Annotated in this window: 28 protein-coding genes and 1 riboswitch; of the genes, 18 read left to right on the top strand and 10 right to left on the bottom strand. The window is 69.3% G+C overall.

The features are described 5' to 3' along the window. Positions 1 to 38 precede the first annotated feature (38 nt). Positions 39 to 172, top strand: a riboswitch (FMN riboswitch). A 134-nt stretch (positions 173 to 306) separates the two neighbouring features. From ribD to ribH, 5 genes are read left to right on the top strand one after another with little or no spacing between them, the layout of a single operon-like run. Continuing rightward, a complete protein-coding gene (gene ribD / locus ACIA58_RS33835) occupies positions 307 to 1,335 on the top strand; it encodes a bifunctional diaminohydroxyphosphoribosylaminopyrimidine deaminase/5-amino-6-(5-phosphoribosylamino)uracil reductase RibD (protein WP_396407912.1) in 1,029 nt (342 codons plus the stop codon). After that, the gene (locus tag ACIA58_RS33830; protein ID WP_396407911.1) at positions 1,336 to 1,941 is read left to right on the top strand and encodes a riboflavin synthase; all 606 of its coding nucleotides are present in this window, start codon (positions 1,336 to 1,338) and stop codon (positions 1,939 to 1,941) included. Next, positions 1,938 to 2,612, top strand: coding sequence for a nicotinamide riboside transporter PnuC (pnuC, locus tag ACIA58_RS33825; protein ID WP_396407910.1), 675 nt, complete (start codon positions 1,938 to 1,940; stop codon positions 2,610 to 2,612). The genes ACIA58_RS33830 and pnuC overlap by 4 nt, the downstream gene beginning before the upstream one ends. A gap of 1 nt (position 2,613) precedes the next feature. After that, the gene (locus tag ACIA58_RS33820; RefSeq protein ID WP_396407909.1) at positions 2,614 to 3,852 is read left to right on the top strand and encodes a bifunctional 3,4-dihydroxy-2-butanone-4-phosphate synthase/GTP cyclohydrolase II; all 1,239 of its coding nucleotides are present in this window, start codon (positions 2,614 to 2,616) and stop codon (positions 3,850 to 3,852) included. Continuing rightward, positions 3,852 to 4,325, top strand: coding sequence for a 6,7-dimethyl-8-ribityllumazine synthase (gene ribH / locus ACIA58_RS33815; RefSeq protein ID WP_396407908.1), 474 nt, complete (start codon positions 3,852 to 3,854; stop codon positions 4,323 to 4,325). Before ACIA58_RS33820 ends, ribH begins: the two co-directional genes overlap by 1 nt. A 145-nt stretch (positions 4,326 to 4,470) precedes the next feature. On the opposite strand, the gene ACIA58_RS33810 is transcribed toward ribH, so the two are convergent. Next, positions 4,471 to 5,439 carry a hypothetical protein gene (locus ACIA58_RS33810; protein ID WP_396407907.1) on the bottom strand — a complete coding sequence of 323 codons (969 nt, stop codon included), beginning with the start codon at positions 5,437 to 5,439 and terminating at the stop codon, positions 4,471 to 4,473. A gap of 63 nt (positions 5,440 to 5,502) precedes the next feature. Between ACIA58_RS33810 and ACIA58_RS33805 the strand changes: the two genes are divergently transcribed. The 3 genes from ACIA58_RS33805 to ACIA58_RS33795 all read left to right on the top strand — a co-directional run bounded on the left by ACIA58_RS33805 (position 5,503) and on the right by ACIA58_RS33795 (position 7,702). Next, entirely contained in the window at positions 5,503 to 6,468 is a 966-nt protein-coding gene (locus tag ACIA58_RS33805) for a helix-turn-helix transcriptional regulator (protein WP_396407906.1), read from the top strand. Between the two features lie 95 nt (positions 6,469 to 6,563). Then, positions 6,564 to 7,202, top strand: a complete 639-nt coding sequence (locus ACIA58_RS33800; protein WP_396407905.1) for an NAD(P)-dependent oxidoreductase — start codon at positions 6,564 to 6,566, stop codon at positions 7,200 to 7,202. Beyond that, the gene (locus ACIA58_RS33795; protein WP_396407904.1) at positions 7,202 to 7,702 is read left to right on the top strand and encodes an anthrone oxygenase family protein; all 501 of its coding nucleotides are present in this window, start codon (positions 7,202 to 7,204) and stop codon (positions 7,700 to 7,702) included. The genes ACIA58_RS33800 and ACIA58_RS33795 overlap by 1 nt, the downstream gene beginning before the upstream one ends. On the opposite strand, the gene ACIA58_RS33790 is transcribed toward ACIA58_RS33795, so the two are convergent. After that, positions 7,703 to 8,662: a P1 family peptidase gene (locus tag ACIA58_RS33790; RefSeq protein ID WP_396407903.1), complete on the bottom strand. Its 960-nt coding sequence runs from the start codon at positions 8,660 to 8,662 to the stop codon at positions 7,703 to 7,705. 18 nt (positions 8,663 to 8,680) lie between these two features. Between ACIA58_RS33790 and ACIA58_RS33785 the strand changes: the two genes are divergently transcribed. Next, positions 8,681 to 9,370, top strand: a complete 690-nt coding sequence (locus tag ACIA58_RS33785) for an MBL fold metallo-hydrolase (RefSeq protein ID WP_396407902.1) — start codon at positions 8,681 to 8,683, stop codon at positions 9,368 to 9,370. Here the strand turns inward: ACIA58_RS33785 and ACIA58_RS33780 are convergent. Continuing rightward, complete coding sequence (locus ACIA58_RS33780; RefSeq protein WP_396407901.1) at positions 9,347 to 9,751, bottom strand: VOC family protein; 405 nt, start codon at positions 9,749 to 9,751, stop codon at positions 9,347 to 9,349. The genes ACIA58_RS33785 and ACIA58_RS33780 overlap by 24 nt on opposite strands. Before the next feature lie 74 nt (positions 9,752 to 9,825). On the opposite strand from ACIA58_RS33780, the gene ACIA58_RS33775 reads away from it, so the two are divergent. From ACIA58_RS33775 to ACIA58_RS33765, 3 genes are read left to right on the top strand one after another with little or no spacing between them, the layout of a single operon-like run. Then, positions 9,826 to 10,089, top strand: a complete 264-nt coding sequence (locus ACIA58_RS33775) for a phosphoribosyl-ATP diphosphatase (protein ID WP_396407900.1) — start codon at positions 9,826 to 9,828, stop codon at positions 10,087 to 10,089. A 49-nt stretch (positions 10,090 to 10,138) separates the two neighbouring features. Then, complete coding sequence (hisG, locus tag ACIA58_RS33770) at positions 10,139 to 10,987, top strand: ATP phosphoribosyltransferase (protein WP_396407899.1); 849 nt, start codon at positions 10,139 to 10,141, stop codon at positions 10,985 to 10,987. 1 nt (position 10,988) lies between these two features. Next, positions 10,989 to 11,450 (top strand): PH domain-containing protein, encoded by a 462-nt coding sequence (locus tag ACIA58_RS33765; RefSeq protein WP_396407898.1) that lies wholly within the window; start codon positions 10,989 to 10,991, stop codon positions 11,448 to 11,450. Here the strand turns inward: ACIA58_RS33765 and ACIA58_RS33760 are convergent. Further along, positions 11,428 to 12,312, bottom strand: coding sequence for an aldose 1-epimerase family protein (locus ACIA58_RS33760; protein WP_396407897.1), 885 nt, complete (start codon positions 12,310 to 12,312; stop codon positions 11,428 to 11,430). The genes ACIA58_RS33765 and ACIA58_RS33760 overlap by 23 nt on opposite strands. A gap of 90 nt (positions 12,313 to 12,402) precedes the next feature. On the opposite strand from ACIA58_RS33760, the gene ACIA58_RS33755 reads away from it, so the two are divergent. Genes ACIA58_RS33755 through ACIA58_RS33740 form a run of 4 tightly spaced genes read left to right on the top strand, consistent with a single transcriptional unit; the run spans position 12,403 to position 15,197 of the window. Continuing rightward, positions 12,403 to 12,738, top strand: a complete 336-nt coding sequence (locus ACIA58_RS33755) for a YciI family protein (RefSeq protein ID WP_396408707.1) — start codon at positions 12,403 to 12,405, stop codon at positions 12,736 to 12,738. 2 nt (positions 12,739 to 12,740) lie between these two features. Further along, positions 12,741 to 13,982: an RNA polymerase sigma factor gene (locus tag ACIA58_RS33750; protein ID WP_396407896.1), complete on the top strand. Its 1,242-nt coding sequence runs from the start codon at positions 12,741 to 12,743 to the stop codon at positions 13,980 to 13,982. After that, entirely contained in the window at positions 13,966 to 14,406 is a 441-nt protein-coding gene (locus ACIA58_RS33745) for an oxidoreductase (RefSeq protein WP_396407895.1), read from the top strand. The genes ACIA58_RS33750 and ACIA58_RS33745 overlap by 17 nt, the downstream gene beginning before the upstream one ends. Then, positions 14,403 to 15,197: a class I SAM-dependent methyltransferase gene (locus tag ACIA58_RS33740; RefSeq protein WP_396407894.1), complete on the top strand. Its 795-nt coding sequence runs from the start codon at positions 14,403 to 14,405 to the stop codon at positions 15,195 to 15,197. Before ACIA58_RS33745 ends, ACIA58_RS33740 begins: the two co-directional genes overlap by 4 nt. On the opposite strand, the gene ACIA58_RS33735 is transcribed toward ACIA58_RS33740, so the two are convergent. Together ACIA58_RS33735 and ACIA58_RS33730 are read right to left on the bottom strand one after the other, a co-directional pair. Further along, complete coding sequence (locus tag ACIA58_RS33735; RefSeq protein WP_396407893.1) at positions 15,151 to 15,822, bottom strand: uridine kinase; 672 nt, start codon at positions 15,820 to 15,822, stop codon at positions 15,151 to 15,153. The two genes, ACIA58_RS33740 and ACIA58_RS33735, sit on opposite strands and share 47 nt — an antisense overlap. Continuing rightward, entirely contained in the window at positions 15,809 to 16,315 is a 507-nt protein-coding gene (locus ACIA58_RS33730) for a hypothetical protein (protein WP_396407892.1), read from the bottom strand. The genes ACIA58_RS33735 and ACIA58_RS33730 overlap by 14 nt, the downstream gene beginning before the upstream one ends. Positions 16,316 to 16,598: 283 nt before the next feature. Here ACIA58_RS33730 and ACIA58_RS33725 point away from each other — a divergent pair, with 283 nt between their 5' ends. Then, positions 16,599 to 17,093 (top strand): SseB family protein, encoded by a 495-nt coding sequence (locus ACIA58_RS33725; RefSeq protein ID WP_396407891.1) that lies wholly within the window; start codon positions 16,599 to 16,601, stop codon positions 17,091 to 17,093. Here the strand turns inward: ACIA58_RS33725 and ACIA58_RS33720 are convergent. The 3 genes from ACIA58_RS33720 to ACIA58_RS33710 are packed head-to-tail and all read right to left on the bottom strand — an operon-like array spanning position 17,079 to position 20,879. Beyond that, entirely contained in the window at positions 17,079 to 19,712 is a 2,634-nt protein-coding gene (locus tag ACIA58_RS33720; protein WP_396407890.1) for an FtsX-like permease family protein, read from the bottom strand. The two genes, ACIA58_RS33725 and ACIA58_RS33720, sit on opposite strands and share 15 nt — an antisense overlap. A gap of 1 nt (position 19,713) precedes the next feature. Next, positions 19,714 to 20,457: an ABC transporter ATP-binding protein gene (locus ACIA58_RS33715; protein ID WP_396407889.1), complete on the bottom strand. Its 744-nt coding sequence runs from the start codon at positions 20,455 to 20,457 to the stop codon at positions 19,714 to 19,716. Beyond that, positions 20,454 to 20,879: a DUF1707 domain-containing protein gene (locus ACIA58_RS33710; RefSeq protein WP_396407888.1), complete on the bottom strand. Its 426-nt coding sequence runs from the start codon at positions 20,877 to 20,879 to the stop codon at positions 20,454 to 20,456. The genes ACIA58_RS33715 and ACIA58_RS33710 overlap by 4 nt, the downstream gene beginning before the upstream one ends. A gap of 151 nt (positions 20,880 to 21,030) precedes the next feature. On the opposite strand from ACIA58_RS33710, the gene ACIA58_RS33705 reads away from it, so the two are divergent. After that, positions 21,031 to 21,744 carry a TetR/AcrR family transcriptional regulator gene (locus ACIA58_RS33705; protein ID WP_396407887.1) on the top strand — a complete coding sequence of 238 codons (714 nt, stop codon included), beginning with the start codon at positions 21,031 to 21,033 and terminating at the stop codon, positions 21,742 to 21,744. A 126-nt stretch (positions 21,745 to 21,870) separates the two neighbouring features. Here ACIA58_RS33705 and ACIA58_RS33700 read toward each other — a convergent pair whose 3' ends face one another. Next, complete coding sequence (locus ACIA58_RS33700) at positions 21,871 to 23,034, bottom strand: glycosyl hydrolase (protein ID WP_396407886.1); 1,164 nt, start codon at positions 23,032 to 23,034, stop codon at positions 21,871 to 21,873. Between the last annotated feature and the right edge of the window lie 6 nt (positions 23,035 to 23,040).

The following is a 23,040-nucleotide window of genomic DNA, read 5'->3' as shown; positions in this document are numbered from 1 at the left end:
TGCGGGGAGAGGCATACTTGAACTACGAGTGAACCCACTCGCGTGCTCCGGGGTCGGTGTAATTCCGAGCCGGCGGTGACAGTCCGCGACCCGGTCGCTGCGGTTTGGCGATCGGTTGACCTGGTGGAATTCCGGGACCGACGGTGAAAGTCCGGATGGGAGGCGCACGCGGTCGGCGGGTGTGCTCTGTTGTCCGGTCGGCAGGGCGTGCGCGAGGTGGCGTACGGCGAAGCCCGGATGGCGGAGCGTGGTCGCCGGTCGTCACGAGACCCCGGTAGTGCGTCCGTGACGACGAGGGACCGAGCAGTGAGTAACGCTTCGCCGATTGATGTCGCGTGGATGCGGCGTGCGGTCGAACTGGCCGCGAAAGGTGTCGGCAGCACCCATCCGAACCCGGTGGTCGGCTGTGTCGTGACCGGCCCGGACGGCCATCCGGTCGGCGAGGGCTTCCATGCCGTTGCCGGTGGCCCGCATGCCGAGGTCGAAGCGCTCCGGATGGCCGGAGAGCGCGCCCGCGGCGGTACGGCGTACGTCACGCTGGAGCCCTGCAACCACACCGGCCGGACCGGCCCGTGCGCGGATGCGCTGATCGAGGCCGGGGTCGCGCGGGTCGTGTACGCCGTACCGGACCCGAATCGCACCGCGGCGGGCGGCGCCGAGAAGCTGACCAGCAAGAACATCGAGGTCGTCGAGGGCGTCCTTCGGGACGAGGCCGAGGCGGTCAACTACGTCTGGCTGCACAGTGTCCGGGCCGGTCGCCCGTTCGTCACCTGGAAGTTCGCGACCACGCTCGACGGTCGCTCCGCGGCGCCGGACCGGTCGAGCAAGTGGATCACCGGCCCGATCGCGCGCGCCGACGTACATCGGCATCGCGCAGAGTGCGACGCGATTGCCGTCGGCACCCAGACCGTGCTGGACGACGACCCTGAGCTGACGGTCCGCGACGAGAACGACGTACCGGCGGCGCGGCAGCCGCTCCGTGTCGTCGTCGGAGACCGGGAGGTCCCACCGGCCGCGCGGGTCCGCAACGACCGCGCGGAGACGTTGCTGCTGCCGACCCATGATCCCGCCGAGGTGCTCCGGCAGCTGGACGACCGGCAGATCCGGCACCTCTGGCTCGAAGGCGGTCCGACGCTGGCCGCCGCGTTCCTGCGCGCCGGCCTGGTCGACCAGATCGTCGCGTACGTCGCCCCGGCCGTGCTCGGCTCCGGGTTCGCCGCGGTCGGCGACCTCGGCGCGGAATCGATCGACCACCTGCGGCGGTTCAAGCTAGCGGACGTCAGCCGCCTCGGTGACGACGTCCGGCTGACCCTGGTCCCTCTGGGAGGAAAGTAGATGTTCACCGGCATCATCGAAGAACTCGGCACGGTCGAGTCCCTGGACCTGCTCGACGGCGACGCGGCTCGGTTGACGATCCGCGGGCCGAAGGTGACGGAGGACGCCGGTCACGGCGACTCGATCGCGGTCAACGGCTGCTGCCTGACGGTGGTCGAGCATGGCGACGGCGTGTTCACCGCGGACGTGATGCGCGAGACACTGCAGCGCACCAGCCTGGGCGGCCTCGACAAGGGCTCGTCGGTCAACCTGGAGCGTGCCGTCACCGCACACGCGCGGCTAGGCGGTCACATCGTGCAGGGGCACGTCGACGGCACCGGCACGATCGCCTCGCGCAGCCCCGGTGAGCACTGGGAAGACGTCCGGGTCGAGACGACGCCCGAGATCCTCAAGTACGTCGCCGAGAAGGGCTCGATCGCGGTCGACGGGGTCTCGCTGACCGTGACCGATGTCGACGACGCGTCCGGGACGTTCGGGATCAGCCTGATCCCGACCACGCTGGAGCTGACCGTGCTCGGGCGGAACAAAGTGGGCGACACCGTCAACCTCGAGGTCGACGTGATCGCGAAGTACGTCGAGAGACTAATTGCTGGAGGCAACAAGTGAACCCGATCGACTGGCTGTTGCACTCCCAGGTGACGATCGCCGGCTCGCCGGTGCTGGTTCGGGAGATCGTCGGCAACGTGTTCGGTCTGGCCAGTGCGCTGTTCGGCATGCGCCGGCTGGTCGCCGCGTGGCCGGTCGGCATCGTCGGCAACGTGCTGCTGTTCACGGTCTTCGTCGGCGGGATCTTCGACACGCCGCAGGACAAGGACCTGTGGGGCCAGGCCGGCCGGCAGGTGTTCTTCGCACTGATCAGCCTGTACGGGTGGTACCGCTGGTACCAGACCCGTCACGGCGGTTCCGCTTCGGCGGTCCAGCCCAAGTGGGCGACGGCGAGGCAACGACTCGAACTGCTCGGCATCGGCGTCGTGATCTACGCGATCGCGTACTTCGTGCTGAAGGCACTCGGCTCGTGGGGACCGCAGTGGGACGCGTGGATCCTGACCGGGTCGATCCTGGCGACGTACGGGATGGCGCGCGGGTTCGTCGAGTTCTGGCTGATCTGGGTCGCGGTCGACGTGGTCGGCGTACCGCTGCTGGTGCAGGCGAAGTTCTATCCGTCGGCGTCGATGTACGTCGTGTACGGACTGTTCTGCATCATCGGATTCGCGTCGTGGTGGAAGATCCAGAACCAGGAGCGGGTTGCTCCGCCGGAACCAGTGGTGGTGGGCTGACATGGGTAACGTCTTGAAACTCGACACGATCGAGCATGCGATCGACGAGATCCGCGCCGGGCGACCGGTGATCGTGGTCGACGACGAGGACCGCGAGAACGAGGGCGACCTGATCTTCGCCGCGTCCAAGGCGACGCCGGAGCTGCTGGCGTTCCTGATCCGGTACAGCTCGGGTGTGGTGTGCGTGCCGATGGAGGGCAGCGAGCTCGACCGGCTCGGGATCCCGTTGATGACGCCGCACAACCGCGAGCGGATGCGGACGGCGTACACGATCTCGGTCGATGCGCGGGACGGGATCAGTACCGGCATCTCGGCGGCCGACCGGGCCCGGACGATCCGGGTGCTGACCGATTCCGCCTCGGAGTCGTACGACCTGGTGCAGCCGGGGCATGTGTTCCCGCTGCGCGGCCGGGAGGGCGGCGTACTCGTGCGGCCCGGGCACACCGAGGCATCGATCGACCTGGCGCGGCTGGCTGGATTGACGCCGGCCGCGGTGATCTCCGAGATGGTGAACGACGACGGGACGATGAAGCGCGGTGCCGAGCTGCGGGCGTTCGCGGACGAGCACGGGCTGGTGCTGGTGTCGATCGACGACCTGATCCGGTACCGGCGTCGTACGGAGTCGCAGATCCAGCGGGTCGCGACCACCACGTTGCCGACGCAGTACGGCGATTTCATTGCCCACGGCTACCGGAACACGGTGGACGGCTCGGAGCAGCTGGCGTTGGTACGCGGCCCGATCGGTGATGGGCCGACGTTGGTGCGGTTGCATTCGGAGTGCTTGACCGGAGACGTGTTCGGTTCGTTGCGGTGCGACTGCGGGCCGCAGCTGGACGAGGCGATGCGGCAGGTCGCTGCCGAGGGCGGCGTGGTGGTTTACCTGCGCGGTCATGAGGGGCGCGGGATCGGGTTGCTGCACAAGCTGCAGGCATACGAGCTGCAGGACGCGGGCCGCGACACGGTCGACGCGAACCTGGATCTCGGGCTGCCGGCCGATGCTCGTGACTATGGCACCGGGGCGCAGATCCTGGCCGACCTCGGGGTGACGTCCGTGCGGCTGCTGACCAACAATCCCGACAAGCTCGCGGGGGTTCAGGGGTACGGCATCGACGTCGTGGAGCGCCGCGGCATCTCCATCGATCCGACCGAGCACAACCTGCGGTACCTGCGGACGAAGCGCGACCGGATGGGTCACCACCTGCCGGGCGGCGTACTCACGGAAGAGAACGGAGCCGGCTGATGTCGGGCAGTGGAGCACCAACCATCGAGGTCCCTCGCGTCGACGGCGCCCGCGTCGCGGTTGTCGCGGCCCAATGGCACCCGAAAGTCACGGACGCTCTGGTCGCCGGGGCGATCCGGGCGCTGGACGACTCCGGGATCAGCGACTACACGGTCATCCGGGTGCCGGGGTCGTTCGAGCTTCCGGTTGCGTCGTTGCATGCGGCCAAGGCCGGGTACGACGCGGTGGTCGCGCTGGGCGTGGTGATCCGGGGGGACACGCCGCACTTCGAGTACGTCTGCCAGGCGGCGACCGAGGGTTTGATGCAGGTCGGCGTGACGACCGGGATCCCCGTCGGCTTCGGCTTACTCACCTGCGACAACGACCCCCAGGCTCTGGACCGAGCCGGCCTCCCCGACAGCCGAGAAGACAAGGGCTACGAAGCAACCCAAGCCGCCCTCTCCACCCTCGCCGCCGTCAGACAACTGAGCTAGCCCCACGCGTCTCCGGGCGACCGGTCGTCTGGTGAACCTCGGACACCCGGTGGGGGCCTGGCACATGGCATGACCTGTCCAAGGCCCCCATCGCCTGTTCAAGGTCAGACGAATCGCTCGCATGGCAAGCACCAGGGAGCGCTGATCACTCCACCCGCGTGTGGTTCATGTGCCAGTTGGTGGTCCAGGACTTGCCGCCGTCGGTGGAGAAGGACTGTTCCCAAGCGGCCTTGTCGGTGCCTCGGGTCCAGAGGAAGCGGACGTCGATCGGTTGGCCGTTGAGGTCGTCGGGGCCCTCGAAGATGCCGGTGTCGCCGCTGAAGGAGCCGATGACGGGCGTCTCCAGGTGGCCGCGTTCGCTGTTGATCCAGTGGATGGACCACGTGTGGGTCGTCGGGTCGTACAGCCGGAACGTCGCGCCACGGAAGCCTTCCGTCGGGTACCAGCCCTCGTCGACGCTGATGGCCCCGTCGAAGTACGTTGTGGCTTGTAGTTCGGCGTCGAACTCGTGCCACTCGAAGGGCTCGCCGAGCACCGGGCGACGCCGGAGGTTGTGGAACGACCACCGCCCGACGAGGAAGTCGAAGTCGTCGGTGACCTTCGGTACGTCGAGCGGCGGCGGAGGATCGGAGCGGCGGGTGAAGTCCATGATCCAGTTGGTTTCCCAGGTCTTGCCGCCGTCGCTGGAGTACGCCTGCTCCCAGTGCGCGGTCTCCTCGGTGATGTCCGACCACTCGTAGCTGCACAGGATCGGGAACCCGTCGAGCGAGTCCTCACCGACGAGCCGGCACGAAGTACCGTCGGCCGACCAGCCGCCGTGCACAGGTGGGTAAAGCTTCATCGTCCGGCTGTCGACCCACCAGATACTCCAGCGGCGAGCCGCCGGGTCGAACACGCGCAGCGAGAGCCCGTACGAGCCCTTCGTCGGGAAGCGCATCTCGTCGATGCTGATCTGCCCGTCGAAGTACGTGTGCGCCGTCGTGGTGCCGTCGTACTCGAGCCACTCGTCGCAACCGGCGAAGGCTTGTTTCAGGGTCCGGTGGTGGACGTCGAAGTACCCGTTGAGGAAGTCGAAGTCGCCGGTGGCTTTGGTCCAGGTCGTCGTGGTCTCCATGCAGCCAAGCGTCCCGGGCATACCTGACAGTCCATGGCAGTGTTCACGGCTAACCTGGTGAGCATGCGTTCGAGCCGGCTGTTGTCGATCCTGTTGTTGCTGCAGACGCGCCGGCAGTTGACCGCGCGTGAGCTCGCGGACGAGCTCGAGGTGTCGCTCCGCACGATCTATCGCGACGTCGAGGCGCTCGCGGCGGCCGGGGTTCCGGTGTACGCCGACCAGGGGCGCGCCGGTGGATATCGGCTCGTCGAGGGGTACCGCACCAAGCTCACCGGGCTGACCGAGCAGGAGGCGGCCGCACTCTTCCTGGTCGGCATGCCGGGCGCGGCGGCGGCGCTCGGGCTGACCGCGGAGACGAGTGCGGCCGAGCTCAAACTGCTCGCCGCCCTCGCGCCCGACCAGCGGGACCGCGCCGGCCGGCTCAAGAACCGCTTCCACCTCGACCTGCCGGCCTGGTACCAGGACGCCGAGGACTCCCCGCATCTGTCGGCCGTCGCCGACGCGGTCCTGCACGACCGCAAGATCCGCGTGCTGTACCGCCGCTGGGAGGAGCCCCGCGAGGTCGAGCGCGTCCTGGAGCCGCACGGCCTGGTCCTGAAGAACGGTGCCTGGTACGTCGTGGCCGCCACCGCGAATGGACTGCGCACGTACCGCGTCTCGAACATCCTCGAACTGACGCCGACCGACGACATCTTCGAGCGCGACCCGGACTTCAATCTGATGCGGTTCTGGCAGAACCACCTCGAAGGCTTCGACCGCGTCCGGTACACCGCCGAGGCCGTCGTACGGGTCTCGGCAGCGCTGGCCGCGAGGATCTACGACATCTCGTTCCCGGGCCTGGTCAAGGCGGTGGCGGCCGCCGAGCCGGCGGCCGACGGGAGTGTCGTGGTGACGATCCCGATCGAGTCGATCACCAACGCGGCGGCGTCGCTGAGCCGGTTCGGTGCCGCGGTGGAGGTGCTCGAGCCGGCCGAACTGCGCACCGAACTCGCGGACCTCGGACGCGCCCTGCACGACCTCTACTCCTGACCCGGCCGGTGGCGCGCATCACGCCGATCTGATCTGTCGCATATCTTATGAATCTCGTACTATATGAGATCAATGGTAGTGCGAGGAGGCGTGGAATGAGGATCACGGTTTTCGGTGCGACCGGTGGAATCGGCGGTCACGTCGTACGGCAGGCGCTCGATGCGGGGCACAAGGTGACCGCCGTGGTGCGGACGTCGTCGACGTTCGAGGTGGACCATCCGTCGCTGGAGGTGGTTCGGGTGGCGGGTCTGGACGCGGCCGAGCCGCTGCGGGAGGCGCTCGACGGGAGCACGGCGGTGGTGTCCGGTGTGGGCGCCCGGAGCCGGAAGGACGGCCCGGTGGCGTCGCGGAGTACGCGATCGATGCTGACGGCAATGGAAGCGGCCGGGGTACGGCGGTTCGTCGCGGTCAGCGCCGCGCCGCTCGGACCGGTCCCGCCGGACGAGAGTTTCCTGAACCGGCGGGTGGTGTACCCGATGATCAACGCGTTCGCGGCCGACGTGTATGCGGATCTCCGGCTGATGGAGACCGCGATCATGAGCAGCGTCGCGGAGTGGACGATCGTGCGCCCGCCGAAGCTCAACAACAAACCGCTGACCGGGCGTTACCGCACCATGGTCGGCGGGACCGTGACGAAGGGGTACCTCGTTTCGCGGGCGGACGTGGCGCACTTGATGCTCGCGGTGCTCGACGACCCGGCGACCATCGATCAGCCGGTTGGGGTGTCGTACTGATGACGCGGTTCGTGCGGTCGGCGAGCCTGCTGTTCAGCGGGCTGTTCGCTGGGTTTCTGGTGTGCGTGCTCGTGCTGGAGAACTCGTTGCGCGGGTACGACGCGGCGGTCTACACGCAGACGCGGTTGGTGGAGCTGGACTCTCTGGACAAGTTGGCCTCGGCAACGTTGATCCCGGCGCTGATCACCACGGCGGTTCTGGTGGTCCGGGCCCGAGGCAACAATCGGCGGCTTGTGTTGGTGGCGTTGGTGTTGCTGGTGGTGGTGTTCGCCACGACGCTGGCGGTCAACCTGCCGATCAACTCGGACCAGGCTGCGTGGTCCGTGCAGAACCCCCCGTCCGACTGGGCGAGCGTCCGCGATGGGTGGCAGGTCGCGCATGCGATCCGTACTGCGGCGGCTGTGGTCGCCTTCGGTCTGCTGATCGTCGCCGGCCAGCGAAAGTCGGTTGGTCGGAGCGGGCGGCTTGGAAATGCCGCAGTACAGGCAGGTGTGCGGTGACTAGGTGAGGTTGCGGATGAGGTCGTGGGGTACGGCGTGGGCGGTGTGGCCGTGATGCCCGGTGGTGGTTCGCGCCATGGTGAGGGAGTTGAGGAGCGCTTCCTCGACTGACTCGGTGACTGCTTGGAACGGGCCGCGGAGGTCGCGGTCCGCGTAGTCCGGTGCGCGGTTCGTGGTGAAGGCGATCGCGTAGTCGCCGCTCCCGGGCGCGAAGTCGGAACCGACCCGCCCCATCGCGAACACCGCTCGCCGCGCCAGCCGCCCCAGTTGGCGGGAGTCGAGCGGCAGATCAGTCGCCACCACGATCATGCAACTGTTGCCATCCGCATCGACAGGCGCTGCGGGAATCGGCCGCCCCAACACAGTGAGCACCCCGGAGAAGTTCGCCTGCACCAAGACCCCAACCGTCTTCCCGGCGAGGGTGCGGGAGGCGGTGCCTATGCCGGCCTTGTAGCCGAGGGCGGTGGTGCCGGTGCCGGCGCCGGCGCAGCCTTCGGTGGGGAGGGCAGGGGAGGCCGAGTCCAGGGCGGCGTGGACGTGGGCGGGGGTGATGGGACGGCGGCGGATGTCGGAGAGGTAGGAGTCGTTGGTTTCGCCGACGATCGGGTTCAGGCTGGTGGCCTTGGGATCGCGGTCGAGGAGCCAGGTCAGCAGGGCGTCGGCGACGCGGAACGTACTCAGCGTGCCGGTGAGCAGGACCGGGGTCTCGATCACGCCGAGTTCGTCGACCTGCGTGGTGCCGATGAGCTTACCGTACCCGTTGCCGACCGCAACGGCCGCCGGAAGCGTCCCGGCATACTCGTCTGGGACGATCGCGGTGACCCCGGTGTGCAGGCCGTCGCCGGTGAGGGTGGTCTGACCGACGCGGACCCCGGGGACGTCGGTGATCGCGTTCAGCGGACCGGTGGGCAGGGTGCCGACGACGACGCCGAGCTCGCGGACTCTCCGGGGATTCTGCATACGGCTATCGTCGGCCACATGCTCCAGCACCTCGCCGGCCGGGTCTGGCTCTACCCGCACGACCCGGACCCCGACGCGATCCGCCCGTCCGTCGCCGTCATCGCGGACGAAGAGGGATCCGTCCTCGTCGACGCCGGCAACAGCCCGGACCAGGCCCGAGCGATCCAAGCGGCGATAGAAGCTGCCGGACTGCCCGCGCCGAAGTGGCTCGTCTACACGCACCACCACTGGGACCACACCTGGGGCGCCTCAGCCTGGGACGACGTCACCGTCATCGCCCACGCGTCAGCGGCCCAAATCCTCACCAACGAAGCGGAAAAGCCGTGGAGCCACCGTTACCTCCACGACCAGGTCGACGCCAACCCCAAACTCGGCCCGAGCTTCCGCGCCCGCGCGCTCGCCGTACCCGACTGGTCCGAGTTCCGGATCGTGCTCCCCGACCAGACCTTCGACGAGACCCTCACACTCCCGACCGGCGTCGTACTGCGTCACGTCGGCGGCAACCACGCCCCGGACTCGCTGATCGTCGTCGCGGACGGTGTCGCGCTGCTCGGCGACGCGTTCTATCCGCCGCCGTACCACCTCCGCACGCCCGACGACACCATCGACTACGCCATGGTCAAGCGGCTGCTGTCCGAGCAGCACGACTGGTACGTCGACGCGCACTCGGCGCCGCGGACGAGATCAGCCGCGCTCGCTGGGGCCTAGTGGCGACCGATCCCCGACGAACCACAGGTGACCGAACGGATCCAGGAACGACCCCTGCCGGTGCGTACCCCACGGCACCTCGTGGTCGCGGACCGGGTCGAAGCTCCCGTCCGCGCCTGCCTCGACGGCACGCTGGACGAAACCGTCCGGATCGTCCACGAACACCTCGACCCGGACCGTCGGAGCGCCGGTCGAAGTAGGCGTTCTCCAGATGTTGTTCCCCGGCTCGCCCAGGAACACCGGGGCGCCGCCGACGCTGAGGCCGATCACGCTGCCCAGGTTCCACAGCTCGACCGCGCCGAGCGCCCGCGCGTACCAGGCCGCGGCGGCCGGAGCGTCGGACACCGCGAGCATCACCGAGATCTGCGTCGGCTCCTCCATGGCTCCAGTATCCGGTCCGCCCACCGGACCTGGATAGCTGGGCCGGGAGCCGGACCCCGTAGGCTTGGCGCGCGATGAAGAGTTTTGAGGAGCTGTTTGCCGAGCTGGGTGAGAAGGCGGCGACGCGGCCGGAGGGTTCCGGGACCGTGGCGGCGCTGGATGCCGGCGTGCACGCGATCGGCAAGAAGCTGGTCGAAGAGGCCGCCGAGTCATGGATGGCAGCGGAGTACGAGGGCAAGGAGCGCGCCGCGGAGGAGCTGTCACAGCTCATCTACCACGCTCAGGTGATGATGCATGCCCTCGGCCTGGACCTCGACGACGTGTACCGACATCTGTAGGAGCGCATCCACAGATCACCGGTTCACAACCCCAGAAAGGGCAGTCGCCATGCTGCGCGTCGCAGTACCGAACAAGGGCTCGCTGAGCGAAGCCGCCACCGAGATGCTCGTCGAGGCCGGCTACAAACAGCGCCGGACCACCAAGGACCTCACCCTCACCGACTCGGCCAACGAGGTCGAGTTCTACTACCTCCGTCCCCGTGACATCGCCGTGTACGTCGGCGAGGGCACCCTCGACGTCGGCATCTCCGGCCGGGACCTGGTGCTCGACTCGCACGCCGACGCGGACGTGATCATGGGCCTCGGGTTCGGATCGTCCACGTTCCGGTTCGCCGGGCGCCCCGGGGTCGCGGACTCGATCAAGGACCTGGCCGGGAAACGCATCGCCACGTCGTACGCCGGGGTCCTCCAGGACCACCTGGCCGAGAACGGCGTCGACGCCTCCGTGGTCCGCCTGGACGGAGCCGTCGAGTCGGCCGTCCAGCTCGGTGTCGCCGACGTGATCGCCGATGTGGTGGAGACCGGTACGACGCTGCGCCAGGCCGGACTCGAGGTGTTCGGGGAGCCGATCCTGAAGTCCGAGGCGGTACTGATCAAGCGGCACGGCGTCGAGAGCCCGCCGAACGGCATCCAGCAGCTGGTCCGCCGGCTCGAGGGCGTCCTGATCGCGCGCAACTACGTGATGATGGACTACGACATCCGCGCCGAAGCCGTCGACGCTGCGACCTCGGTCGCACCCGGCCTGGAGTCGCCGACGATCTCCCCGCTGCACCGGCAGGGCTGGGTCGCCGTCCGGGTGATGGTGCAGCGCGCCGAGGCGCAGCGCCTGATGGACCAGCTGTGGGAGGTGGGCGCCCGTGCCATCCTCACCACAGACATCCACGCCTGCCGGATCTGAAATGTCCGCCGACAGGCTCTTCACCTTCCATCCGCGGATTCTCGCGCTGATGGCCGGGGTGATGGGCCTGTCGCTGCTGGCGGTGTTCGGGGTGATCTGGATCCGGCTGCCGGCCGACGCCAAGGACTCGTTCAGCTGGTTCCAGCGGATCACGTTGCTGGTGTTCTTCGGGGCCGTGTTCTGGATCCTGTACCGGATGACGACGCTGCGGGTCACGGCGTACGCCGACGGGCTGCGGGTCCGGAACGTGTTCAAGACGTACACACTGAGCTGGTCGGAGATCAGCGGCCTGCGGTTCCGGCCGGGCGACGCGTGGCTCCAGCTGTTCGATGCCGATGGCAACCGGATCGGCATCCTCGCGGTCCAGGCCGCGGAGGGATCCCGGGCGAGCCGCGCCGCGAAGGAGCTCGCGGCGGTGGCTCGCGACCACGGCGCCGGAGCTAAACGGCCACCGCGAAGCTAGTCGTGTGGGACTCGCCGGGCTTCAGGACGACCAGGTCCTGACCGGTGACGAACGCGTCCGGCGGACACGTCATCGGCTCGACCGCGAGCGCCGTACGCCCGACCGCCTCGCCGGTGAACAGCTGCATCCAGGGCGTGTCACTGCTCAGCACCGACCGGGCGCCGCTGTCGGGATTGGTCAACGACACGGACCACGAGCCGCCGAGCCCGGTGAAAGCGTGGTCGATCGAGGTCGTCCCGATGACCCGGCCGCCGCTGAAGTCGTACGACGAACCGGCGACCGGCGTGAGACCCACGGGCTGCATGCGCTCCGCGGACACTTCCAGGCGGTCGGCTGCGGCGAACTCGAGGACGCACTCGTCGATGGGACGTCCGACGCTGAGATACGGATGTGCTCCATAGCCGTAGGGCGCTGACGTCCCACCGACGTTGGTAGCAGTGGCGGTGACGGTCAGGTGGTCGGTCAGGCGGTATTCGAGCCGGAGGTCGAGCTGGTGGGGGTAGCCGGGCTGGCCGTGGAGGCGGTGGCCGGCGACCAGCGCGGCGGGATCCGAGCCGTCGTCGACCCGGAGCCAGTTGGCCCAGCGGGTCAGACCGTGGATGGCGTTCGAGCGGGCGGGCTCGGTCAGGTACAGCTGCTGCTCGGTGCCCTCGAACGTGTAGCGCCCGTCGGTGATGCGGTTCGGCCACGGGAACAGGTGCTGGCCGATGCCCGCATGCGCGGCCTCGTCCTCGCCGTACCCGAGCAGGACCGGGCGGCCGTCGTACGTGAGCCCGCGCAGCCCACCCCCGACGCTCACCACCGTCGCCTCGTACCCGCCGCCGCGGAGGACCCACTGCTCACCCGATGGCAAAACATTCATGGCCCAATCCTCTCCGACCCTGTCCATTCGGGGCGAACCCGTTCGTGGTCATGCTGTAAACACGCTCACAGGAGGTACGACGTGAAGTACATGCTGCTGATCAACGCCGCGGAGCTCGACTCGGCGAACGCGCCGGTCGGATGCGAGCCCGAGGACTGGATGCGGTTCGACAAGGAGATCACCGACTCCGGGGTGGTGGTCGCGTCCGAGTCGCTCGCCGATCTGGTCACCGCGACGCGCGTCCAGGTCGCTAACGACGGCAAGCGGACGGTGACGGACGGTCCGTTCGCGGAGACCCGCGAGGTGCTCGGCGGGTTCTACGTGATCGACGTACCGGATCTGGATGTCGCGCTCGACTGGGCCGCGAAGTGCCCTGGGTCGCGGGCCGGCGGGTCGGTCGTGGTCCGGCCGGTCGCGGAGTTCTGAGGGTGGACCAGGTCGAGGCAGTGTTCCGGGAGGAGCGCGGCCGGCTGCTGGCAGCGCTCGCCCGGCGGTTCGGGGACCTCGACCTGGCCGAGGAGGTCACGTCGGAGGCGATCGAGGCGGCACTGGTGCGATGGCCCGTCGACGGCGTACCGCCGAACCCGGGTGGCTGGCTGATGACGACCGCCCGGCGCAAGGCGGTCGACCGGCTCCGGCGCGACCAGGTGTACGCCGCCAAGCTCGCCGTCCTGCAGATCGACATGGACCGCGCCGCGCCGCAAGCGACCGGGGACGAGCTGCCGGACGAGCGACTGCAGCTGTTCTTCACCTGCGCCCATCCCGCGCTCGCTGCCGAGGACCGTGGTGCGCTGACGCTGCGTTGCCTGGCCGGTCTGACCACGCCCGAGGTCGCGCGGGCGTTTCTCGTCCCGACCGCGACGATGGCGAAGCGGATCGTCCGGGCGAAGCAGAAGATCCGGGACGCGCGGATCCCGTTCCGCGTCCCCGGCCCGGACGAGCTGCCGGAGCGGCTGCCCGGCGTACTGCAGGTCGTCTACTCGGTCTTCACCGAGGGGTACGCCGCGAGCTCGGGGCCGTACCTGCAACGGCTCGACCTCGCCGAGGAAGCGATCCGGCTGGCCCGGATCCTGCACCGGCTGCTCCCTACCGAGCGCGAGGTGACCGGCCTGCTCGCCCTGATGCTGGTGGTCCACGCCCGCCGCGACGCCCGCACCGGGGCTCAGGGCGGCATCGTGTTGCTCGAGGATCAGGACCGTCGCCGCTGGGACCACGAGCTGATCGCCGAGGGCCGCGACCTGGTCGTCACCGCGCTCACGGGCGGGGCCGGACCGTACGCCGTACAGGCCGCGATCGCCGCGCTCCACGACGAGGCCGCCACCTTCGCCGCCACCGACTGGGCCCAGATCGTCGCGCTGTACGACGTACTGGTGGAGCTCGACCCGTCGCCGGTGGTCGCGCTCAACCGGGCCGCCGCAGTGGCGATGCGCGACGGAGCCGAGGCCGGGCTCGCCCTTCTCGACGAGCTCGCCGGCGAACTGCGGCTGCGCGACTACCACCCGTTCGCGCTGGCCCGGGCCGACCTGCTGCACCGGCTCGGACGTTTGCCCGAGGCAACCGCGGCGTACGGGCGGGCGCTCGAGCTGGCCGGATCCGAGCCGGAGCGCGCGCAGGCCCGTGACCGGCTGGCGTCGATGCAGCAGACTGAGCGCCATGGAGACCGTTTATGAAGCGGCGGGTGGGTCCGAGGGCATGCGGCGGCTGGCACAGGCCTGGCACGAGCGCGTGATGGCCGACGAGGTCGTCAGCCACGCGTTCCACGGTGAGGTCGAGCCCGACCACATCGCGCGGCTGGCGGCGTACTGGACCGAGGCGCTCGGCGGGCCGCAGGCCTACACCGGGGTGTACGGCGACGAGGCGTACGTCGAGCGGCGGCACAGCGGCAACGGCGAGCACGACGAGATGAACCGGCTCGCGATCGAACGCTTCGACGAGGCGATGACCGACAGCGGCCTCACCGATCCGAAGCTCCGCCAGGTCCTGCACGACTACTTCGCCTGGGCGACGTTCACCACGATGTACCACCGCAACCCGGGCGACATCGCCGACGATCTGACCGTCCCACGCTGGTCCTGGGACGGCCTGGAAACGTGACCGACCGCCTGTCGAGACTCGCCCGCAGCTGGGACGAGGCGGCCGAGGGCTACGAGCAGTACTTCGTGCCACGCTTCGCGCCGTGGGTGCGGGCCGCGGTCGAAGCCCTGCATACCATACCGTTTGGTATGGTCCTCGTGCCCTGCTGCGGGACCTTCCCCGAGCTCGAGCTGCTCGCTCCGCGGTTCCCCGACCGGCGGATCGTCGGCATCGACCTGTCCGCCGAGATGGTTCGCCTGGCCGGCCTTCGCGCCGCCGGGCGCCGGCTCGTCGAGGTGGTTCAGGGCGACGCCGCTGGGCTGGATCCCGCCTGGTCCGCGGCTGCGGTCGTGTCCGTCTTCGGACTCCAGCAGTTGCCTGATCCACCCGCCGCGATCCGGTCCTGGTACGACGCGCTTCGGCCGGGCGGCCGGCTCTGTGTCGTCTACTGGCCCGAGTTCGCCGAGGAGACCGGTCCGTTCGCGCTCTTGGACGAGCAGATGGACGGCCGGCGCGACCGCTCGTGGGAGGACGCGCTGGTCCCGGCGCTCGACGGTGCCGTGGTCGAGCGGGACGAGCTGGTGTCGTACCGGATGGCGCATCCCAGCGCGGCGGCCTACTTCGATGCGGCCGACCGTTCCGGGCCGCTCCGTGCTACCGCGTTGGCGCGTGGCGACGAGTACATCGCGGAGCTGCGGGCGAGCTACCTGGCGAAGGCACCCGCGGGGGAGTGGGTCCACCATCCGCAGGCGCGCTTGATCTCCGCTACGAAGCCGCTGAGTCGTGCGGAGGTAGTGCCACCGACTTTGTGACGAGCTCCAAGGCGGGGTCGAAAGGGACGGACGGGTCGCCGTCGACGATCACGTGGGCGCGTGAGCGGGTGGCCTGCTCGGCGAAGTGGTCGCGCTCCCAGCGCATCCACTCCAGCCAGTGGTCGCGGAGGGGCTCACCGTCGCGCTCGATGCCACGATGCAGGCGGACCTCGTTCGACGTCTCGACCCACAGGCGGAGTGATTGCCAGTGTGCCGCGTCGCGGTCGCAGGCGGTGACACCTTCGACGATCAGCAGGTCCACAGTGCTCGGTACGACGTGGAGCTCGGCATACGCGCCGACGTACCAGTCGTAGCGGCGGTACCGGCCCTCGCGGCCGTCGGCGAGCCGTTGCAGCACGTGGTCGCGGAGCAGACCGAATCCACGTTCGGCTCCGGTCCAGCCGTCGTACAGGTCGTCCATGTGGATGACGTAGGTGTTCAGGTCGCGGGCCTCGGCCCGGGCCTGCAGGTGGGCGGCGACGGTGGTCTTGCCGGAACCGGCAGGGCCGTCGATGCCGATCAGCCGGGTCCGGCCCAGTTGAGGCGAGCCGGCCTGGACGTTGTCGAGCAGCAGGTCGATGGTCAGGGGTGAACCGTGGTCAGCGGTCTTCTCAGTTGATTCCATGGCGCTTCAGGATGTCCTCGATCTCGTCGAACTCCGACGAATCCTGCTGCTTCGCCTTCCCCTTTGACGGCTTGGCAGCTTTTGCGGTGGTGGCCGAGGCGGGTTCGGGACCCGTCGCGGTCAGCTCACCCGCGGGCGAGGCGGGCTTCTTCTGTGCCTTCTGTGACTTCTCGGCCTTCTGGTTCCCGCCGCGGCCCCGGGCTACACCCGAGACGACGTACAGCACCACCGAGACGCCGAACAGCGCGACTCCGGCCCAGACGGTCGGGGAGAAGATCAGATGGGTGATCCAGCTCACCGTCGAGCGGACGACATCCCAGACCAGCTCCAGCAGACCGGTCAGGTACAGCGAGACCGGCAGCAGGGACCAGGCCACACCGCGCGTGCCGGCCGCCACCCCGCGTCGCCGCCAGGCGAACCACGAGCCGATCAGACCGAGCAGCGTGAGGCCTACGCAGAACGGCAGCAGCGTCAAATCGTTGAAGTCAGGCACATACCCAGGCTCGCACAGTTGGCCTGCGAACCAAGAGGGGAACAGCCCTGACGCACCCCTGAAACCCGCGCTCCGGATCCCCAGGCCATCACAATCTGCCCCTGCACCCCGGCCTGAGCGCGCCCCGGCCCGTCCGGCGTGATTGTGATGGCCTGGGGATCCGGACTCCCACCACTCACCAACCAGGCGGCATGGCCCTGCAGCCCTCCGAGCTGAGCGGGCCGGGGCCGATGCGGGTGGGGTTGGTGAGTGGTGGCGGTCCGGGTCCGGCGAGAATGGCGGCATGCAACCAGAGCGGCGGCTGGCCTTCACCGGGTTCGACAACGACGACGGGACGGCGGATCCGGCGCTGGCGAGTGCGCTCGCGGAGGGTGACGGCGGCGCGGTGCTGGCGGCGCTGACCCGGGCGCGGTTGCTGGTGCCCGTGGTGGCGATGCTCGGCGAGGTCGAGTTCGACGAGAACGGGCTGGCCCACGACAAGACCTCGGACATGGCCGTCGCGTTGCTCCAGGGGCAGGACGGCCGGAACGCGCTGCTCGCGTTCACCAGCACCGAGAGTTTGGCCCGGTGGAGCCCGGAGGCCCGCCCGATGCCGGCTCAGGCGCCATTGGTGGCGACCGCGGCGATCCAGGAAGGCGCGGCCGCGATCGTGCTGGACATCGCCGGCCCGGCCGCGGGCGTGATCGAGACCGACGACGTACGCCGCTTGGCCGCCGGCCTCCAGGTCATCCGCCTGGAAGACGGCAGCCACGCGTGGATCGAATCAGCCGACGGGTGAGCTCAGGGCGTCCATCGGCTTGGCGCGCATCGCGATCCGGCCGGTGATCGCCGTGGTCGGCAGTACCAGCAGGAGGACGACCACGACCCACGCGACCAGGATCCACACCGGACCCGAAGGGATCGGCCAGCCGCGGGTCGCCATCGCGATCGGCAGCACCGTGAACGCCGCCGTGACCAGCCCGCTCACCAGCCCGAGCGCCGCGATCAGCAGGCCCTCGAGCCCGAGCATCCGCGACACCTCACGCCGCGTCGACCCGGTCAGTCGCTGCAGCCCGAACTCCCGGCGCCGGTCCAGCACCGCCACCGCGATCGTATTGACCGAAGCGATCGCGGTGTACGCGACCGCGATCGCGGCCAGTAGGTAGCCGATCCACGCGTCGACGCCGAGTCCGGTGTCCAGGCCATCGGCGAGCAGTTCGCGTCCGCCGATCGCCGTACCCGGCCACTTGGAGAGGTCCAGGTGCAGCTTGCCGGTGGTCTTGAGAACCAGCTGATCCGGCAGTCCGGTCGTGGTGTGGGCGGCCAGTAGCTGGGCGGGGAGAAGGAGCGGCTGGTAGCCGGACGGACCTTCGACCAGAGCGACCACCTTGACCTTGACCAGGGAGCCGTCGCCCAGCCGCACCCCGATCTCCGAGCCGACGTCGACCTTGAGCTTCTTCGCCGTACCCGGGGGCAGCGCGATGGTGTTGCCGGTCAGGTCGTCGAGCGAACCCTTCTTCACTTTGTCCTTGTAGATCGGGCCGCTCAGGCCGAGCAGGGGCCAGGCGTCGCTGGTGTGGGAGGTGTCGTACGGCTCCTCGATCCAGCCCTTGCTGCGGACGAGTTCGGACGACGCGGTGACGCCGGGGAGGGAGCTCGCGGCCTGGGTCAGCGAGGCGGGGATGCCGCCGGTGATGACGACGTCGCCGGACAGGTTGCTGGTGAAGGCTTCGACGGCTGCCTTCTGCTGGGTGGTCTGCGAGTAGATGTTGCCTAGGGCAATCGCCGTGGCGATCGTGATCGGGACGAGGATCGCGCCGAACTGGACCGCGCGGATCCGCAGGTTGATCACCGCGAGGACTCCGCTCGTACCGCGCTTCTCGACGAGTCGGGTGATGCGGGGAACGAGTGCTCGCTGGATGACCAGCGGGGCAAGGATCGCGACGGCGATCGAACCGGTCAGGCCTGCGGGTCCGCCGATCGCTGCTGCGTTGGTGGGGCCCATGAATGGCGTCGACAGCGCGATCGCCACCGTGGCGCCGGCGAAGATCAGGCCGATGATGATCCGGATGCGGCTGAGGGCGACGTTCGGTACGGCGGCCTCGGCGAGGGCCTGGATCGGGCGGATCCGGGCGGCCCGTCCGGCGGCGAATCCGACCGTCACCCGCAGTACGGCGAACGTGAGGATCGCGGCGCCTGCGAACGGGAGCGGCCCCTGGTCGAACCGCAGCTGCGACGGGACGACGCCGCCGTCGGCCAGCATCCCGAAGATCCACGTGCCTGCGAACCGGCCGCAGAGCAGGCCGAGGATAAGCCCGAGTATGCCGACCACCATGGTCTCCGCGATGACCATCTTGCCGACTTGGCGTGGTGTCGCGCCGCTTGCCCGCAGCAACGCCAGCTCGCGGCGACGTTGCCGGACCGAGAGACCGATCGTCGCCGAGACCACGAGCGCCATCACCACGGCCACCATCCCACCGAAGACGCCGGACATGATGATCAACGGCAGACTCGTAGCAATCCCCTGGAACTCCGCAACACCGCGATCGTCGCCCGTGTAGGCCTTCACGCCTTGCGGCAACTCAAGCCGCTTGGCCAACTCGCGAGCCGACGTACCGTCCGCCGGGAATACGCCGATCGCATCCACACCCGCCGGCACATCCGCGTCAGCGAAGAACACCGCCGGCACGTCAATCTGCCGCTGAGCCACCGCAACCCCAGCCAGCACGAACCTCCGCGGCTCACCACTCACGACGACAGTCACCCGGTCCCCGGGCTTGGCCGACCCGGCCAGCCGCCGGTCCAGCACAACCTGTCCGGCACGCGGAGCACTCCCGCCGGTCAACTCGTAGGGCGTCAGCGCCGCCGCCGACCAACCGTGACCCGCCAGCTCCATACCAAACGGTATGGTATGGGCGCCTTCGGGATCCTCCGCGCCGGCCGCCGGCAGACCAGCGGTCGCACCGGCAGTCGGCTCACCAGCAGTCGGCTCACCTGCAGTCGGCTCATCAGCAGTTGGCTCACCACCAGCCGGCTCACCAGCGGGAGTTGGGGCGGCGGTCGGCTCGCCGGGAGTCGGTTCGCCGGTAGCTGTTAGTACGGCGGCCGGGAACGACCTGTCGGCGATCGCCTTTGCCACGCCCGGTGTGCCGGCGAGCTTGGCGACCAACGCGGCGTCTACGCGGTGGCGCTCGGGGAAGGCGGCGGAGCCGCTGCCGTTGGGAGGGTGGTACGCCGGGTCGCCGGCCACGATGATCGGCGCGGCGGCGAGGCGTTGGGGTGGGGCGTTGAGGCGTAGGCCGGTTTCGAGGAGGCCGCCGGCGGCGCTCAGCAGGGCGCCACCGAGGAGGACGGCGACGAAGATCGCGAGGAAGGCGGCCGTGCGGTACCGCAGCGTGGTGACGGCGAGGCGGAACATGTCAGTTCTCCGTAGGTGAGAAGCGGCCGGCGCTCAGCAGCGCGAGCTCCGCGGCGACGGCCTCGGCGGTAGGGTGGGCGGTTTCGGACACGATCCGGCCGTCGACCAGGAACACGACGCGATCGGCGTACGACGCGGCGACCGGGTCGTGGGTGACCATCACGATCGTCTGGCCGAGTTCGCGGGACTGATCACGCAGGAGCGTCAGCACCTCGAGCGCCGTCGTCGTATCGAGCGCCCCGGTCGGCTCGTCCGCGAACGTGATCGCCGTACGACCGGCCAGCGCCCGGGCGATCGCCACCCGCTGCTGCTGACCACCCGACAGCTCACTCGGCCGGTGCTTGGTCCGCGAATCGAGCCCGACCCGCCGGATCACCTCCGTCACCCACGCGTCGTCGGGCGATTTCCCGGCCAGCGTCAGCGGGAGTACGACGTTCTGCCGCACGGTGAGCGCCGGCATCAGATTGAAGGACTGGAAAACGAAGGCGACGGCCTCGCGACGCAACTCCGTCAGCGCCGTCTCGTCGAGTCCACGAAGCGACCGCCCGGCCAACTCGACGTCACCGGAGGTCGGGACGTCGAGCCCGGCCGCGCAGTGCAGCAGCGTGCTCTTGCCGGACCCGGACGGCCCCATCACCGCGGTGAACGTCCCGGTCCGGAAGCCGTAGGTGACACCGGCCAGCGCGTCGACCGCGCCGGGCCCGGTGCCGTACACCTTGCGTACGTCGGTCAGCTGGACGCTCACGGCGTCACCAGTACGTCGGACTTGCGGTGGTACGACTCGTTCGTCCACCAGAGGATCGCGACGACCGCGCCGAGGCCGAGGTCCGACCAGAGCCACCACGGTCCGTCGAAGTGACCGAACATCGCCAGCGCCACCCAGATCACGAACTGCACCACGCAGGTGACCAGCCACACGCCGGTCACGGCTCGCAGCGCCGTCGTCAGGCCGCGGGGCGGGGCCGCGTCGGCGACACCGGTCATGATCCTGCGGAGCTCGCCGCGGGTCTGGGCCGTGAGCAGCTGCAACTGCCGGTCGCTCGCCTGCGACGGAGTGAGTACGGCCTGCCGGACGGCGCTGTCGAGCTTGGCGACGGCGGCGCGGCGGTCGGCGTCGGTCAAGTGGATCTGGTCGGGCGTCAGGAGGGGTTCGAGCAGCGTGTTCATGGTGGGTTCCTTCCAGGAGGTCGATGTGAAAAAGCGTAGGGGTTGAACAGTTTCGTCCGCCCGGTGCTCAGGACCCGTCCCGAGGTGGTGCTAACACCCCTTTTCGGCGCGATCCGCCCGCTGCGCGTCCGGCGTGCGTCAGGATGGAGACATGACCGAGGATCGCGGGGAGCTACCGCCGGGGCTCGCCCTGTCCTGGGGTGTGCTGCCGGTCCAGCGGCGCGGGCCGAAGCCGGCGTTGTCGATCGACCAGATCGTGGCCACCGGCGTCGAGTTCGGCGATCGGGACGGGTTCGAGGCGATCTCGTTGCAGCGGATCGCGGCGCACCTAGGCGTCACCACCAACGCGATGTACCGCTACGTCCGGTCCAAGGAAGAGCTGATCGTGCTGGTGAACGACAAAGCGGTCGGCCTGCCGCCGGAGCTGCCGTCCGGCTGGCGGCCGGCGGCGATCGCCTGGGTGAACGCCCAGGTCAAGCTGTACGCCGAGCGTCCCTGGCTCCTCGACGTGCCGATCCGCGGCGCGCCGGTCACGCCGAACCAGTTGCGCTGGGTGGAGGCGATGCTCACGGCCCTGGCCGGGACGGGGCTCAGCCAGCACGACAACCTCGGCTGTCTGGTGCTGCTCAGCGGATACGTGCGGAGCTACGCCGGCCTCGCCCGGCAGCTCGGCTCGAGTGCGGACGCTCCCGTACAGGCAGAGCAGGTCGGGCGGTTCCTGGTGCCGCGGCTGATGGAGGGCGGCTATCCGACGCTGACATCGGTGTACCTCAACCAGGAGTACGAGGACGGCCTGGACGACGACCTCGACTTCGGACTGGCGCGGATCCTCGACGGGATCGACGTACTCATCGCCAAGCGGTAACGCCGCGCAAACAGCCTGCCGGATCGGATCTCAGTGGTCATCGATCACGGCCGCGATCCACCTCGGCAACTACGACCCGACTCCCGGCGCGAACGTCAACCAGGAACTGCGCCAAGTGCTCACGAGCTAGGGCAGGACGATCCGCACCGGGCCTGCTGCGCGGGCCTCGACCCAACGCAGGTGGAATTCGCTGCCGGGGGCAACTTCCGGGCGGCGCGCCGGCTGGGTGCGGAGGTTGGCCGGCGCGGTCAGTGTGGTGGCGGCCGGTTGCGCAGGTGCGCCGTTCGCCTTGACGTCGGCGATCAGCTCGGCGAGGGCCCGGGCGGCGGGCTTGCGCTGGTGGTCGACCGTGAAAAGGCCCAGGTCGTACTCACGGTCCGGGAAGTCCAGCAGGCTCCGGTCGATGTCGTGCGACGACCACCACGTCACGCCGTACAGCGCAGGGTTCGGCAGGACGGTCTCGACGGTACGGCGGGTGAATTCGGCCTGCAGATCCGCGGGGATGTCCGGCCCCGGTACGCCGATCTCCTGCAGCCACACGGGTCGTTGCGGGTCGAGCGAGGTGGCCCTCGCGAGCTCGACGAGGTAGTCGGCGTGGGTGAGCGTGGCTGGTCCGAGGGGACCGTCCACTCGTGAGACCCCGTTGAAAACCCACGAGTGGACAGTGCTCAGGTCACCCAGATCCACGGCGTCAACGGGGTGGAACGGGTGGTCGGCCTTGTACCAGGCGTCGTCGAACACGGAATGCAACGCGAGCACGTCCGGCGCTGCCTTCTTCAGCGTGGTCAGCAGATCCTGCGCCCACGTGGTCGACGCATCCGGTGTGGTCGAGCTGTCGGGCCAGAGGTTGTTGACCTCGTTTCCGAGCGTGATCGCGAAGACGTTCGGCTTCGTCGCGACCGCGCGGGCCACGGTGTCGACGTACGTCGTGAGGCCCTCGCGGACCGTCGGCTCCTCGAACAGGCTGCTCTTGTGCCACGTCAGCACCCACGAAGGGAGGAAGTCGAAGCTGGACAGGTGTCCCTGGATCAGGTCGACCGCGACGGTGAGCCCGTGCTCGGCAGCGGCGTCGACGGTGTCGAGGAGATCCGCGATCGCGCGCTCGCGGATGATCGCGCGGTTCGGCTGGATCCACGGCCAGACCGGGAAGATCCGGACATGGTCCAGCCCGATCCCGGCCAGGTCGGCGAAGTCCCGCCGGACCGCGGCGCCGTCGTAGTCCAGCCAGCTGTAGAACCATCCCGCCGAGGGGACGTAGTTGGCGCCAAACCTGACGGGATCCGAGGACATGCCGAG

This window comes from Kribbella sp. NPDC051586, assembly GCF_044453965.1.
In the GTDB taxonomy this organism is placed as follows: Bacteria; Actinomycetota; Actinomycetes; order Propionibacteriales; family Kribbellaceae; genus Kribbella.
This window is presented reverse-complemented; position numbering and strand designations above follow the sequence as displayed.

What these genes read in the sequence shown, in the direction of transcription:
- ACIA58_RS33795 (WP_396407904.1), top strand. Translation starts at nt 7,202, where the DNA reads ATGACGCGGTTCGTGCGGTCGGCGAGCCTGCTGTTCAGCGGGCTGTTC.
- ribH (WP_396407908.1), top strand. Translation starts at nt 3,852, where the DNA reads ATGTCGGGCAGTGGAGCACCAACCATCGAGGTCCCTCGCGTCGACGGC.
- ACIA58_RS33820 (WP_396407909.1), top strand. Translation starts at nt 2,614, where the DNA reads ATGGGTAACGTCTTGAAACTCGACACGATCGAGCATGCGATCGACGAG.
- ACIA58_RS33705 (WP_396407887.1), top strand. Translation starts at nt 21,031, where the DNA reads ATGACCGAGGATCGCGGGGAGCTACCGCCGGGGCTCGCCCTGTCCTGG.
- ACIA58_RS33755 (WP_396408707.1), top strand. Translation starts at nt 12,403, where the DNA reads ATGCTGCTGATCAACGCCGCGGAGCTCGACTCGGCGAACGCGCCGGTC.
- ACIA58_RS33765 (WP_396407898.1), top strand. Translation starts at nt 10,989, where the DNA reads ATGTCCGCCGACAGGCTCTTCACCTTCCATCCGCGGATTCTCGCGCTG.
- ACIA58_RS33710 (WP_396407888.1), bottom strand. Translation starts at nt 20,879, where the DNA reads ATGAACACGCTGCTCGAACCCCTCCTGACGCCCGACCAGATCCACTTG.
- ACIA58_RS33800 (WP_396407905.1), top strand. Translation starts at nt 6,564, where the DNA reads ATGAGGATCACGGTTTTCGGTGCGACCGGTGGAATCGGCGGTCACGTC.
- ACIA58_RS33720 (WP_396407890.1), bottom strand. Translation starts at nt 19,712, where the DNA reads ATGTTCCGCCTCGCCGTCACCACGCTGCGGTACCGCACGGCCGCCTTC.
- hisG (WP_396407899.1), top strand. Translation starts at nt 10,139, where the DNA reads ATGCTGCGCGTCGCAGTACCGAACAAGGGCTCGCTGAGCGAAGCCGCC.
- ACIA58_RS33810 (WP_396407907.1), bottom strand. Translation starts at nt 5,439, where the DNA reads ATGGAGACCACGACGACCTGGACCAAAGCCACCGGCGACTTCGACTTC.
- ACIA58_RS33805 (WP_396407906.1), top strand. Translation starts at nt 5,503, where the DNA reads ATGCGTTCGAGCCGGCTGTTGTCGATCCTGTTGTTGCTGCAGACGCGC.
- ACIA58_RS33745 (WP_396407895.1), top strand. Translation starts at nt 13,966, where the DNA reads ATGGAGACCGTTTATGAAGCGGCGGGTGGGTCCGAGGGCATGCGGCGG.
- ACIA58_RS33775 (WP_396407900.1), top strand. Translation starts at nt 9,826, where the DNA reads ATGAAGAGTTTTGAGGAGCTGTTTGCCGAGCTGGGTGAGAAGGCGGCG.
- ACIA58_RS33735 (WP_396407893.1), bottom strand. Translation starts at nt 15,822, where the DNA reads ATGGAATCAACTGAGAAGACCGCTGACCACGGTTCACCCCTGACCATC.
- ACIA58_RS33760 (WP_396407897.1), bottom strand. Translation starts at nt 12,312, where the DNA reads ATGAATGTTTTGCCATCGGGTGAGCAGTGGGTCCTCCGCGGCGGCGGG.
- ACIA58_RS33780 (WP_396407901.1), bottom strand. Translation starts at nt 9,751, where the DNA reads ATGGAGGAGCCGACGCAGATCTCGGTGATGCTCGCGGTGTCCGACGCT.
- ACIA58_RS33830 (WP_396407911.1), top strand. Translation starts at nt 1,336, where the DNA reads ATGTTCACCGGCATCATCGAAGAACTCGGCACGGTCGAGTCCCTGGAC.
- ACIA58_RS33700 (WP_396407886.1), bottom strand. Translation starts at nt 23,034, where the DNA reads ATGTCCTCGGATCCCGTCAGGTTTGGCGCCAACTACGTCCCCTCGGCG.
- ACIA58_RS33790 (WP_396407903.1), bottom strand. Translation starts at nt 8,662, where the DNA reads ATGCAGAATCCCCGGAGAGTCCGCGAGCTCGGCGTCGTCGTCGGCACC.
- ACIA58_RS33725 (WP_396407891.1), top strand. Translation starts at nt 16,599, where the DNA reads ATGCAACCAGAGCGGCGGCTGGCCTTCACCGGGTTCGACAACGACGAC.
- ACIA58_RS33785 (WP_396407902.1), top strand. Translation starts at nt 8,681, where the DNA reads ATGCTCCAGCACCTCGCCGGCCGGGTCTGGCTCTACCCGCACGACCCG.